The sequence below is a fragment of the Roseovarius aestuariivivens genome, from assembly GCF_004761875.1.
In the GTDB taxonomy this organism is placed as follows: domain Bacteria; phylum Pseudomonadota; class Alphaproteobacteria; order Rhodobacterales; family Rhodobacteraceae; genus Roseovarius; species Roseovarius aestuariivivens.
In genome coordinates this window covers 407,720-421,277 of sequence record NZ_SJEY01000002.1, presented here as the reverse complement: position 1 = coordinate 421,277, position 13,558 = coordinate 407,720, and the positions used below count along the sequence as shown (strand labels likewise).

Sequence of the window (13,558 nt, the reverse complement as noted above, 5' to 3'; positions counted from 1 at the left end):
TTCTACTCCAAATGATCCATCTGCGGACTTTGCTCGCGACGGCGAACAGGCATCCGAGGAGTAGGTTGGTTGATCGTGTTCACTGCAGAAAAAGGCTGAAGGGGCGGCGTCTTCGCCTGCTCCACCATCTGCGTTGTTTTCTGGCGGGTGCGCTCTTTCTGGCGCGCCCTCTTCAGGCTGGATCTCTTGCCTTTGTCGCGCTGCTCCGCGAGTTCTTGTGCATGTTGGGCAAGGTCAGCCGCAGAGGCACGTGCGGCCAAGTCTTCTGACTTTGCCTCCTCCCCAGGCTTCTTGATACGGCTGACGTCATCAAATCCGATGGGCAACACGTCCTTGGATTTCGCCGGAACGATCATCGGACTCGGGATACCAACCTGGTCATGGACAACCGCAATCGCGCGTATGTCATTCGGGTCAAATCGGACATTGACCGGAGCTTTCCGTCCGACCGTGGAAATCAGCTCACCCAGCTCGTCTGAAAAGTACTGAACGTTACGTACGTCAATCCCGTAGTGCTGCAGCCTGCGCGTGGTTTCCTCGACCATGAAAATCTGGTGCACCTCTTCCGGTTGGAGAGGCAAGTGCGCAATTCCTTTCGCCAGACGGGTCCAGCTATCGGCTGGAGACTCCGCCACGCGGAGAGGTGAATGGATCATTCGACGCAGCATCCTCGGATACTCATTGTAGACCCACTGGTAGACCACCTTCTCCAGATCTTCGATTGTGAGACATGCTTCCTGCATACCCTTCCCGATCCGCTGCCTGTTCGGCATGGATTTTGAAGTGGTTGCCCCCGGGATGGTGTGGAGGAAGCGGTTCAACTCCCGAAAAAAGCGTTCGACATGCGGCTTCTTTTCTGGGCAGCCTGGGATGTTCTTGCCCCACTCCATGCCCGACTGCGCAATGATGCCGGGCAGCCAGTTCCCGCTATTCTCGCTACCTTGGTCAGAGACCAGAATTTGCGGCACACCAGCGGTGTTGATGCGGTTTTCGATGCCATATGTTTTGTAAAAGGCTTCGTCGCGTGGCTGCATGACTTCTTTGATTGTCTGGACAGTGAGTTTTTCGTCCGCAGCGCCGAGGCTGATACGAAGCCCGAGACAGTAACCTGTAGCCGCGTCAATCGCTGCACATATTATGGGTCGACCAATGCAATCCCCATTTATGTTGCTCAGAAAGACATCCGCCGTGGTCGAGTCGATCTCTACAAGGTCGAAAGGAAATTGCACCCGAGCGTAAAACTGGGCCTGTAGGGTCAGTTTCTTTGCGGTTTCCCTATTGTGGCGAGCCTTGATGATGTCATCTTCACGGAGCGTGTTGAGAACCGATAAGAAGGACTTTTTGGAGCAGGCCTTCGGCGTAACGCCGCGCTCAGCACACTTGTCGCGATAGAGCTTTTCAGCTTTTGCTGAGGCGACTCCAACGGTCACGCGATCACTCTTCAGTAGAAGGTTTTCCAGAACATAGAGGACGCATTCCTCGAATTCTGCATCATGTCGCGGTCCACGATGGCCTTGGTCTTGATTTCGCGGTAGCAGTCCGAGCGGCCCCTCTTCGCTCAGGGCTCTTTTCCAGATCTGCAGCGTTCGGAGATTAAACTTTGTGGGCAGAAAGCGGGCATGTCTCGGGTCATCTCGAAGTTCCGCCTCAAGTATCTCGAACGCGCGCGCGGCTGTGTTTCCGTTCTTTCGGAGTTCCGTGTCGCGGCCAATTGCTGCAATCTTCATCTCTTGTTTCCGGCGACCATAATCGTCCGGTATAAAATCGATGACATTGCTCGTATCGGGCTTCCTTGCGAAGCCTTCGGCGACGAGTTCACGGTAGGTCTGGAAGTTCAAGTCGACCAATCCACCGGTCTGTTCCCGCAGGGTGACGGCATCACCCGACCGTGACACGAAGGTCAAACCGGCTTCTCGCCGCCAACCGCGGAGAGCGGCAAGTTCAGTAACAGACAAGGGGCAACTCCTTCAAATGGGCGGATGTATCTCCTTCTGAAGACAGCAACGTGTCATGGTTCAACCGTGATGATCGAACATCGCAGGTGAGCTTCCCGTACGCGATTGCAGTCAAAACGGTCGCTTCGCTGAAGCCTGCGGCAAGCAGGTGCGCATACGGCACCAAACTCCCACAAAAGGTAGTCAAAGCTTCTGTGTCATCGCCGAGTGCCCTGGTACTCTTCGCGATGTTGAGGAGACGCATGTTGCGTACGAAGTTTTCGTCGAGGATGTGATCATCGAAGATCGCAAGACGATAGCCGTATCGCGCAAGAGCGCTTGGGTAACTTAGAATTTTAGGGTTCAGCGTGATCAACTTACGATGCTTGACCTCAATGAGCACTTTCGGACCACCCAGGTCGACTTCGAAGTCCGGTGTGTATTTGATGGGGCGAAAACCGTAGAGTTTTTGCGCCGCCTGAAGAGCCTCTACGCTGGGGTAGGTCCGTCCAGTTGCGAGATCGAATGTCATAGGCTGAGAGCGTATCGACCGAACCCGAGGATCAAGCCCCATAGCGATGGCAGCGCTCGCCTCCAAGCGACTCTCCAGTTGCATCACATGCGCACCACCGGCCGATGTGTAGTGAGCCTTTTTGAGTTGGCCACGCTTCTGGACTCGCCGCGCGACCGGACGCGATTTCCGGTCGATTTTCATGTTGTGATCCTCGATTCGTTAGTAATACTAAACTGGAAATTACTGTTTTTGTGAGTCATTTCTTGTACCATCCTGCTATGATGTCTGATCCTCGACTGGAAGAGTTCGCCAAGACCCCAAACTGGATCGCCTTCGGCAAAGCGCTTGCGGCTGCCTTGGACGATCCAGAACGGTTCGGTTTCGAAGGTCAGAGCGAGTTGCTTGCGCACGTAGCTCAGCTGCGTGGTGTCGACCCCTCAAGCCTCAGAAACCCCCTTGCCGCGGTAAATTGGATGAAGCTGAATGCTCCCAAAGCGCTGAAGGAGGAGAATGCGAGCGTGCCGATGACCGGCGTCCTCGTGCTTTCTCAGATCTCAATTATTTCCAATGACTTAGCTAAGAGCCTGGCGCCTAAGTTTTTTTCGGGAGAGACTTCGAGGAAGGACCTACAAGTTGCGTTGCGCAGAGCCGAAGTATCGAAAGGCGGGCGTGGTGTCGCAGCTCATGAGCGTGCAAAACGTATCGCGCATTTCGAGGAGGAGGTCTTTCGGTTCCTAAAGGAGAATTCCAAGGTGCTTGAAATGGGCAGACATGTCGATGTTGTGCGCACCAGTCGCGAAGCCAGAGTGCCTTCTGACTTCTCTGTAATACGCGACGGACAGATCGTGGCTGCCATAGAGTGTAAGTCTCATCGCAACAAGCGACACCGTAGATACCTTGTCGAGACGTTGGCGATGACCGCACTCTTGGCGAAGGAACATAGCCACGCAGTTTTGGTCGTTCCGGAGTCATGGGGGGACTCAAAAGCGGAACTGGCTCATTTCCAAATCGAACTTGGGCTGGACGACGTGCGAGTGGCCGAATTTGGCGATGAAGACGGGCCTGGAAGAAGGTTTCGATACTTGGAAGCCGGGTCTCAGGGTGAATGAAAACCTTGCGGATATTTGGAGTCCTGTGTGCCACTCAGCAAGTGCGCATAAATCAAAAACGGCCCTGCGCAGTCCTTAATCGCAAGCGCAGCAAACGAACGGTTGACAGCCCTAATTGACGTTCTGATTTTTTCTGAAATCCTTTTCAGCCCCCTTCACCTCTTCAAAGACAAGTTCAGGCACAACGACTTCCCAATTGGCGTGTTTCAGGAGGTGATGAAAGCGCTCATCGGCATCCTCCCTACGCCAATTTATGATCGCCGCAATCTCGCCGGAGACAAATTTGGTGCCACTCGGTGGCGCGAATGCTTTTGACATTCGCCCGAGGGCACGCCCTCGAACATCCTCGATCTGCCAGCGACCTCCGACACTGGACAGCATGACTGGTGCGCCGACCTGCGCTTCGGCGATTGCGTCATGAACATTGTGCCGATCACCTTGGCGTCCTGCGAATGACAGGTCGACCATCTTCATTTCAGGCGACTGGAAATACCTGCGCGGTCCAGGGATCGCCCCCAAGTTGGGCACTACATATCGCGTCACCACAGAAGGCGACTCGGTCGGCAGGTATTCGTGGTTATCGTTGCTCATCACAATCAAATTGCGCCGCGCACGTGTCATTGCAACATAGAACAATCGCCGCGGCGCATCTTGGTCTTCGTTTCGCGAGGGCCGTTCCCAGCCGCCGTCCAAAATCACGACATCGTCGAACTCAAGCCCCTTGGCGCGGTGAGCCGTCAACAATTTGAGGCCGCGCTGCTCGCCCCATGAATCCTTGGACCATTCTGCAAACCATTCGATCACGTCAGGGGTTGGGAGCGCTTTTCCGTCGACTTCGCGCGCAAGCTGGCCAAGCCCCTCACCGATCCTGTCAGTCCAACAGCTTGGGGGTATCGCGTTCAGAATTTCGGTCAGGTCGCCCAAGCTGACCATGGCCCCCTGCCTGTCGCGCAGACTGCCGACAAACCTCTGCATCTCACGGGTGCGCCACACACTTGGCAAGTTCTCGTTCGCCATCTCGACTGGAATTCCATGCGCCTCAGCAAAGTCGCGGACCGGTAGAAGCTTGCGCCAATCACGAGAAATGATTGCCGCCCCTTTCCAACTCCAATCCGGGATCAGTTTTGACAGTCGGACCATCTCGTTGACCGCAGCAAGGGCCTGAGCGTCATTCCCGGCTGGGCAGCCAAGAATTTGAACCCGCCCTTGCGCAACCGGGTCCAGGCTTTCCATGTCCCCTCCGGCCGGGTCTTTCTGCCGCGATTGGTCGACGGTAATGCCGTGCCCCGTTTTCATTCTCTCGCGCGATCCTTCGATCACGGCGTTCGCCGCCGCGATGATGTTCTTCGACGAGCGGTAATTGTCGGTCAGAAAAACCGGCTTGGCGGAGTAATCCTGTTCGAACTGCCTGATGTGGCGCACTGATGCACCGGCAAACGCATAGATGTTCTGGTCGTCATCGCCGACCGCGAAGAGGCTGATCCTTTGGTCCGGGTCGTCGATGCTGCGCCCGGCCACGGCGGCGATCAAAGCGTATTCCTCAGGGCCTACGTCCTGATATTCGTCGACGAGTATCCAGCGGAACCCCTGGATCAAGGTCTCTCGCAAGGCTTCGGCCTCGACCTTGTCCAGCCCGTCGCCGCGCAACAGACGCGCTGCATCGGTCAGAAGCGTATCGAAATCAGGCGCATCTGCCCCTGCTCGACCGGCAAAACTCGCCCCGACCAGGCGCATGGCCAGGGCATGGATCGTCAGAACCGTCACGAACCGCGCTTCGTCGCCGATCAGCCGCCGCAAGCGCTCCCGGATCTCGGCGGCCGCGTGGCGATTATAGGCAAGAACCAGAATGCCGTTGGGATCCTCGCGCCTGATCCGGACCAAGTAGGCGACACGATGGACCAACACACGCGTCTTGCCCGAGCCCGGACCCGCAAGCACCAACACGTTGGTCTTTTCGCGGTCGTCACGCACGATATGCTCTTGGATCTTGTTACCCAGATTATCGACAATCTCCGCATAAGATTGGGGCGTTGCCTGCCGCCTGAAATCCGACATCCGCCCCGGCATCCACACCTTCATGAAATCGGATTGATCCAATGCGAAATAGTCATGCGCGAGCCGCTGGGCCTGATCGATATCGTCGATGCCTTTGGTCGCGTAGGCTGCCATCACGTGAGTCTGGACAGTTTGTTCGCTGTAGTGGTCTTCGAGCGGTGCGAAATGTTGGCTGGTGAAGCCGCCGCCTTTCGGATTGATGTGCAATGTCATGGCCGAGCGGAACACGGACAGGCCTTTACCCAAAGTCACAACCTGTTGTTCGTGCAGCCACAGAAGTGCCCGGTCCATCAGCTTTGCCGGATCATTGACGGACGCTCGCAAGAACGCATCGCTATTGATCGCCGCCAGAAGGTCTCCAAGGGTGGTCTCGACAGGAACGTCTTTGCCGCGCAGGCCGCCCTGAACCTGGTCGATCAAGTGTGAAACCAACCGCTCCGCCGCCTGCCTCCGAAGCTGAGCGGTCTGCTCGATGACCGCCCACGATCTTTGTAGGTGCACCAAGAGGCTGCCTTTAGAGGCTTTGCGCAGGCCAATATTGCCCCGCCCGCCATCCATGTCGCGGCCGTCTTGCGCCATGCCGCGGAGCAGTCCCTCGACGATGTCAGGCCGCACAGAGGCGTGGCCCCGCTCCCGCAGGACTTGCGCAACTGAGGTCAGATGACAGGGCAAAACCTCGTCGATCTCCGCGTCGGGTGTCTGCTCTCTCAAGATTGCGATCAGGTCGGCTTCCAGCTGAGATGCCGCATCGAAGCGTTTCGACGATGCATTCTCGACACGGACATGCACGAAGATGGTGATGTTCGTGTCGTCCTTTGCGATGCCGAGCGTCTCGAGGTCCACCAGAGACTTTCGAACGCCCGACACCGTCAGTCCACTGACCCCGCACAGCTCGTCCGTGGTGATGCCTTCTTCCTGCGGCGCATTGATGATATGCCGCACGATAGCCGCCAGATCCTCTCGACGCTGCTCTGTGATTTCGGCAGATGCGAGGATTTCGCGGACCTCTTTCATGCTCTTGACGAGGAGCGAGGCAGGAAAAACCTGCACCCGGTTCTCCTCGCGGTTCAGAAGGTGCGCTTCTTCCAGCCAAGCGACAGCCGTTTTCACCCGAGTATCATCGGTATTGCTGTCCCTTTGGAAATCCTGGTCTTTCTCCTCATGAACGATCTCACCAGGTGTGGCGACAATTTTGCCGCCTTTACCAGTCCGTGCATCAAGGCGCCGAAGCGCTTTTAGGATTGCGCTGATTTCGTGCCGCGCAAGCCGAGACCGCGCGCTGAGGCTGAACTGACGATCGACGTCTTCGGTATTGAACAGAAGGACGCAGTTTGCAGGCTCGCGGTCCCGTCCGGCGCGCCCGGCCTCTTGCAGGTAGTTTTCCAGCGACCCCGGCACGTCCCCGTGAACAACCAGACGAATGTCCGGCTTGTCGACCCCCATCCCAAAGGCGTTGGTGGCCGAGATCACGCGCAGATTCCCGACGCGGAAGTCCTCCTGGATCTCACGCTTGTCATCGGCGCTAAGGCCCGCATGATACCGTTCCGCGGCAATGCCCTGTTGTTTCAAAAACTCCGCCACGCGCTCGGTGGCGTCACGGGTCGCACAATAGACGACCGCTCCTGACACGCCCTCGCGCGGAAGCTGGGCATCGATCGTGTCGAGGATATCGGTCATCTTGGTTGCCCGCTGCGTTGGCAGCACCTGGAAGCTCAGGTTCGACCGCGATGCGCCACCGTCGATCAACGCCAGCTCGGACCCCAACCGCTCTTTGAAATGACTGCGGATATCCTGCACGACGTCCGGCTTTGCCGTTGCGGTTAAACAAAGTACCGGAGCGGGTTCATCGCCTGAGCTCTCCTTGATGAACCGCGAAACATAGCGATAGTCGGGTCGGAAATCGTGCCCCCATTTCGATACGCAGTGCGCCTCGTCCAGCACCCACAGCCCCACCTCGCGCTGTGCCAGAGCGGACCGAACTGTTGTGCTGCGCAGTTGTTCTGGCGAAATCAAAAGGATCGCGGCATCCCCAAGCCGCACCTTGTCGAGCGCATCCTGACGCTCGGGCAATGACAACAGCCCGTTAATCGTAACCGCCGAGGAAATTCCGGACCGTACCAAGCCCTGAACCTGGTCCGCCATCAGCGCCACAAGCGGCGATATGACGACGGTCAAGGCCCCGGTTTTATCAAACCGAGACAGTGCAGGGATCTGATAGCAGATGGATTTGCCCGTGCCCGTCGGCAGGATGCCCAAAAGGTTGTCGCCTTCCATGGCCGTCGCCACGATCTTTTCCTGAAGCGGGCGTCCGTCCTCGTCGACCGGTTCCGGTCGGAAACTTGGAAAGCCAAACCAACGTTCGAGTGCACGGGTGGGATCGTTGTGCTCTGCGCAATAGGCACATTGCGGATTACGACAATTCATGTCCCTCAGCTCTTTAACGAGCCGTGCGGCATCACGGAACTGCGCCCGTACCCAAGGCGGCATGACAGAATCCCCGCCAGCGACCGAAATCCAGGCAAGGGCATATGCCATCGGCCAACCCAGCTCAGTGTCCGAGAGCCGCTCGAGCACAGCGTCCACCTGTGCGCCACAGGCCACGTCTTTTAGCAGCGTCTGAATGGCCACATGCGCTTCCGCTTCCGTCGGGATGGACGCCCCGCGTACGTCGCTGAACAACCGATCAAACCCGTCGCTACCGGGACCTCGGCAGCACAGCCAGTGATAGGCCATCATCGTCTCTGGCGACAACGTGTTCAGCGATACTAAGGCGTCGATCTGGTTGCGAAGAACCTCAAACACAAGACGCGCATCGAACTCGGGATCGTTGACGTGACCACTTTGAAGCCGCCCATCGCGGTAGTGTTTGACCAGATGATGATAGGGATTGCGCGGGAACGCCAAGGGGTTGAGCCACAGCGTGTCAATCGGTCCGTCTGCGAGCTTTGCAAAGCGCGGCGAGACCGCCATGAGATGTGGCAGGTCATGGCGCAGAATATTGTGTCCAATGACATGTGCAAACCCGGCGCAAAACAGGTTGAGTTTTTCAAGCGCGGCTTTCGGGTCACCTTTCCGATGAACAATTCCTTCTCCATCGCCTTCTGGCACGGCGGCAAAGGCGAATATCCGGGCTTCCTTTGGATCGACTTCCAGATCAATCGAAAGACAGCGAGACAAAATTTCGGATTGGTCCCGCGGCATTTTAATACTGTTTTTGTCCGGCGGATCAGCCTTCGGCTTTTCCAGCTGCTCGGGCCGGCTACGGGCAAGAGCTTTCGACAGGCCGCGGGAAATTATGTTTTTCATAGTGGCAGTTTAATAATTATTCCCAAGGAGCTGAACCTTCGGCAGCCATTTGACCAAAAATGTTCTCCCGATGCCATTTCAGATTTGCAGGGTGCGGCCAGTTTCTTTTGTCCTCAGGTTTCCAGATCTTTCCATCCGGGCTTAACAGCCGGTCGACAACATCACCCGGCACCTTGTTGCGAGATACGAGAATTGTCTCGTTATCTTCAGCGACCGAGATCAGCCCGCGATCGAACATCCAGTGCAATGTCCCTGACAGGGCCAGCCCGTTTCTCACGGAATCGCTTCCGTTGTGTTCGACGGGGCGGACATGGGCTGCCTGCACCTCCGGGCGTCCTCCACCGTTTCTGAGCTTCAGTCCGGACATGGCACACCGGTAGCCATAAGCCTCGCGCACCTTGCGGCGGAACGCGACGTCCCGGTACGGGCGCCGTGTGAGACGTTCCAGAACCGGACGCTCGAAAATCGCCGCCTCCTCGGCCACCTCGGAGCGCTCCAGATCGTATCGTATCGCCTCTCGTCTCTCGAGATCTTCAGGAAGCCCCAATCGCACGATCCGAGCGAAGTCCTCGTCTGGTAGACGCCGTACCGCGAGCTGCACGGCCCCACCCTTCTTCGGGCTTCCATCTGGTTCCGTGAGCGCCTGTTCCAATGGACTGCCGTCGATCAACCTTGGAACTTCGGTATCGAGCGGCAGGAAACTACCCGGCTCGATCATGGCGAGGAAGCGACCTTCAACTCCGGGCTTCGGGATCACCTGCTCGATCTTCGCAACCGCGAAATATCCACGAGGTCCAGCCTTCACTGGCTCATAATAAACGACCCAGTCACCCACGGCCTCTCGGACAGCTTTGAGGTAGCTGCGTGGAAAGTCGTAGACGACATCAGGTTCGTCATCGTAAATAGAGTCCGCTTTATGTAGCAGCACGAGCTTTGTCATGCTGTCAGGGAATACGATCCTGAGCAGAACGCAAGCGATCAATCTATGAAAACCACCAATAACCAGCTCATAGCGCACCCGCTAAACCGTTGATATTGCGTGACGCAAGAATGCACTCGGTTTTGAGAAAATCCGATGAGATCAGGAGCAGAATGCGGATTAGATCTCCGCTCACGCATTCGTTGGCACCGGCCACGAAAACGCAAAACTCTTTGCGCGTCCCGCCGACGGACGCAAGTTATCGGTCTCCCGCTTATAAGCGCCGCAGGTTCGGCGCATGAAACCGGTACGACCGATGCCGATCATGCCATGGAATCTTCCCCATAAGGCCCTTACCCGCCATTCACTCGCACATCTTTCTCTGCGGTGCCGCGTCGACTGACCGGACATTCGTACATCAGACATCATCGTGCTTTTGGGGGCGTGGGGCTGCGATAAGTCCAAGCTCGGGAAAGAAGGCTGATTCTGACTGACCCTTTACTCCGGCTGCTCAACGGCAATCACCCGTTCAGAATGGGCCGTCTTGAGCAGATCGTCACCGATCTCGCGCCCCGAGACATCGCGACATATAGATTCCTTGCGTCGAGTTGATCCGCGTTCAGTACGACGACATGATCCGCTTCGAGCCCTTTCAGTAAGAGCGTTGAACCAATGGCTGAGCGCGGCAGTTGTCGCCCTATTAGCCTGTTCTCTTCACGGACCTGCACAGCCGCATCGCCGAAGTTCATGCCGTTCCCGCTGTCGGTCATCTCCAAAGCGCGCAACGCCGCACGAAGAACACCCGGCCGATAGACAGTCGTACCAGACAGTGCCGAGCATGCCGACAGGATAGCAGCGAGGCCCTGATATGTGGGCGCATCCGAGACCTGGACGACAAGCCGCTCGAAGTCTGAGGACGGCTTTCGGGCCGAACCGGATCGGAGCGCATCGACCCGCTTCATAATCGCTTTCGCACCGATATTGGTCATCACCGACTCGGCGAAGTCGAGGGTCTCGCCGACGGACAGCCCATCTTCGAGATCGACGCCAGACGCATACGAGACGAGATCATTCAGATGCACCGGCTCAATCGTCACCATGTTCTGAATGCGTCGTGCCACCCGGTAGCGACTGGGCGCGGACCGACTGTCCCCGATCACCAGCGACGTTTCGCCGGGTTCCCTGTGGCGTACCCGTGCTGCTTCAACCAGCACATCAAAATCGTTACCCTCCCTCTCCAATTTTCGCCAGTGGACCGTGTCCGGTGCGTCGCGCAGATCAATGGATCTTCCAGACAGTAAATCCTGTCTGGCGGCAAGCAGCCACCTTCCCAAGGCCTCGTTTTCAGCGTTGATCCAGCGCCAGGGATGATCGAGTTCGAAAGCCAGCGGGAAGTGTCGACAAACATGCTTATCCCAATCGGCCAGCCTGTTGGCGCCGAATCCGAAAATCGACTGCATCGGATCGCCGAGAACGCAGGTCTTGAGGTGGCGCGCGGCAAAGAAGACGATCGCGTGCTGCCCGACCGAGCAATCCTGATACTCATCAACGATGAGCCCAGCGTAGTTCGATGGCAAGATGTCTGCCAGATGGCCCTCCTCCAGCAGCTTTCGTGTGGCTTTCTGAATTTTCGGATAGCTGGGCTTCTTCGGGTGTAGCCCGTCAGTATATCCGGATCGCGCCGGAAACAGCGCTGCCAGACGCATTGACCAGCCATCTATAGTCGCGACACGATAGACAGATCGATCAACGCCTTGCCGAGTGAGGCGATGCCTGAGCGCAGCTACGCCGGCATTGGTGTGAGTGAGGACCAGATAGGGCAAGCGGGTTTCGGCCCGACTGAGCGCATCGACGATAAGTTGCGTTTTCCCACACCCGGCCGGGGCGACGATCAATCCACGCCGAATGCCAAGCATGTCGACATCACTCATCGCCCGCGCCAGCCCAAGCGTAGATGCCCTCAATTACCTCCGTAAAATCTTTCTTCATGTCGGCGAGATCAGGCCCGACCACGCGATGGGCCGCGTCCTCCATGATATCGATCCGCTTCAGCCAACCGCCCTTCTTGGACGCTGCAGCCAATAGCGACCGGTCGTCTTCATCCGGGTCATCAAACAGCGCCTCAAGATCTACCGGCCCATTGTTTGCGCTCCGCAAATGTTGGACCAGCTTGGCCTCGCCATGGGTTTTTATCAAGAAGTCCCACATTTCATCGATCCCATTTCCACTCAGGCAGTCGAAGAGTTCATCCTCGAAGGCCCAATTCTTTGTCCACGCGAAAACCGTGCCTGTTGCTTCTTCAAACATTTCTTCAGCACCTGCGTCTGGCTGGACATCGTCGTCCCTCAAGACAGCGGCGTGATACGCCAAATTGGCGAAAGGCAGAGCCTTGCGATAAATTCGGGAGACCCCGCCCGCGTCGAGAGCGACACCGCCCGCCGCCTGAAAGGTTGGCCGGTTCCTGTCACTGAAGAAAAGATCCAAGCCCCTTATGAGGCCAACTTCTGTCGCGCCCTCGCAAATAAGGACATGGAGTCCAAGGAAACCTTCCGGCGAGCTGCGCAGCGCTGCCTGGACATCATCCGTATCGCCTGCCGGAATGACGAAATGCTCTCCACTGGCGCGAACCAAACTGAGTTGCTGGCTGCGTAGTTCACGCAAGACGATTGGGGAATGTGTTGTCATGAAAACCTGCATCGGCGGCCTGGCCTGCTTCGCCCCCAAGGCAGTGAGAAACTTGGCGATGCGGTGTGGTTCGAGTCCGATTTCGACTTCGTCCACAAGCGCAACCGACGATCTCTCCGCAATCCTGCGCTGCAGGCCAGCTACCAGTAGACGGCTCGATCCCATACCGAGCTTACGCAGAGGGACACCGTTGCTGTCATGTATGGCGATGGTGCCACCGGAGAAGTTCACGGCGTGGGCGTCGAGCATCGCCCTGACTTCGTGCCCAATACCGATGCCCAATTCTTTAGCCGTTTCATTTGTAATCTCAAGGGTTTGGGCCAGCTGTTCGCCCGCCGAGTCGCCGAAGCTTTCGCGGGCCTGCCGGGCAGCCTCCGCCAGCTCGGCCGCTGCATTAGCCCGTTCGTCTGCCAACAGATTCAAAAGCGATCCGCGTTGCCAACCCAGATGTTGATTGGCAAATGTGCCAATCCTGGTTGGCGCCAGTGAAACGCGGTCCCCCCAGCTCAGCCCGCGAGTCTGGCCCAAATCCTCGGCGCGTGGCGAGATTAAACGCCACTGTCCTGCAAGATCGCTCTCGATCATCAGTTGGAGGACTAAGACTGTCTCAAGACCGTTGCCAGGCTCATCTTCCAGAGAACCGTCGCTGGCCAGCCCGCGAAGAAAAGCTCCATATGCTTCCAAGTTTTTCAAGCTATCATTTAGGTCGCCCAGAATGCATTCGATGACGATCGGCTCATTCACTTTGAGTTCGAAGAAATCTGCGTCCGTTACTGGAACTGACCGACGGGCACCGAGGCACCAGTCCAGCGCATCTATTATTGTAGATTTCCCACTGTCGCCCGGTCCAACAAGACAGTTAAGGCCATCTGACGGCTGCCACTCAAGATCTCTGATGCCGCGAAAGTTTTTAATAGAAATGCGCCTGACCCGCATGTTTACTCCTGCCATCGGCAGTCCCTGCTAATCCCGGAAGTTCAGAACGCCTTAGAACTGCGTAATTTGCATCTATTGTTGTGTCCTTCTAACAGAGGAT

Annotated in this window: 7 protein-coding genes; 1 reads left to right on the top strand and 6 read right to left on the bottom strand. The window is 57.0% G+C overall.

Going from position 1 to position 13,558, the window contains the following annotated elements; genetic code table 11:
- Positions 1–2: 2 nt before the first annotated feature.
- Together EZV60_RS05410 and EZV60_RS05405 are read right to left on the bottom strand one after the other, a co-directional pair.
- A complete protein-coding gene (locus EZV60_RS05410; RefSeq protein WP_135502907.1) occupies positions 3–1,955 on the bottom strand; it encodes a Mu transposase C-terminal domain-containing protein in 1,953 nt (650 codons plus the stop codon).
- A complete protein-coding gene (locus tag EZV60_RS05405) occupies positions 1,942–2,649 on the bottom strand; it encodes a hypothetical protein (RefSeq protein WP_135502904.1) in 708 nt (235 codons plus the stop codon). The genes EZV60_RS05410 and EZV60_RS05405 overlap by 14 nt, the downstream gene beginning before the upstream one ends.
- 62 nt (positions 2,650–2,711) lie before the next feature.
- Here EZV60_RS05405 and EZV60_RS05400 point away from each other — a divergent pair, with 62 nt between their 5' ends.
- Complete coding sequence (locus EZV60_RS05400; RefSeq protein WP_135502902.1) at positions 2,712–3,557, top strand: hypothetical protein; 846 nt, start codon at positions 2,712–2,714, stop codon at positions 3,555–3,557.
- A 111-nt stretch (positions 3,558–3,668) separates the two neighbouring features.
- On the opposite strand, the gene EZV60_RS05395 is transcribed toward EZV60_RS05400, so the two are convergent.
- The 4 genes from EZV60_RS05395 to EZV60_RS05380 form a co-directional block, all read right to left on the bottom strand.
- On the bottom strand, positions 3,669–8,813 hold the full coding sequence (locus tag EZV60_RS05395) for a RecQ family ATP-dependent DNA helicase (protein WP_135503033.1): 5,145 nt from the start codon (positions 8,811–8,813) through the stop codon (positions 3,669–3,671).
- Between the two features lie 121 nt (positions 8,814–8,934).
- Positions 8,935–9,936 (bottom strand): HNH endonuclease, encoded by a 1,002-nt coding sequence (locus EZV60_RS05390; protein ID WP_245306218.1) that lies wholly within the window; start codon positions 9,934–9,936, stop codon positions 8,935–8,937.
- 422 nt (positions 9,937–10,358) lie between these two features.
- Complete coding sequence (locus tag EZV60_RS05385) at positions 10,359–11,768, bottom strand: UvrD-helicase domain-containing protein (RefSeq protein WP_135502900.1); 1,410 nt, start codon at positions 11,766–11,768, stop codon at positions 10,359–10,361.
- Positions 11,761–13,473 (bottom strand): ATP-dependent nuclease, encoded by a 1,713-nt coding sequence (locus EZV60_RS05380; protein WP_135502898.1) that lies wholly within the window; start codon positions 13,471–13,473, stop codon positions 11,761–11,763. Before EZV60_RS05380 ends, EZV60_RS05385 begins: the two co-directional genes overlap by 8 nt.
- Between the last annotated feature and the right edge of the window lie 85 nt (positions 13,474–13,558).

What these genes read in the sequence shown, in the direction of transcription:
- EZV60_RS05405 (WP_135502904.1), bottom strand. Translation starts at nt 2,649, where the DNA reads ATGAAAATCGACCGGAAATCGCGTCCGGTCGCGCGGCGAGTCCAGAAG.
- EZV60_RS05380 (WP_135502898.1), bottom strand. Translation starts at nt 13,473, where the DNA reads ATGGCAGGAGTAAACATGCGGGTCAGGCGCATTTCTATTAAAAACTTT.
- EZV60_RS05395 (WP_135503033.1), bottom strand. Translation starts at nt 8,813, where the DNA reads ATGCCGCGGGACCAATCCGAAATTTTGTCTCGCTGTCTTTCGATTGAT.
- EZV60_RS05385 (WP_135502900.1), bottom strand. Translation starts at nt 11,768, where the DNA reads ATGAGTGATGTCGACATGCTTGGCATTCGGCGTGGATTGATCGTCGCC.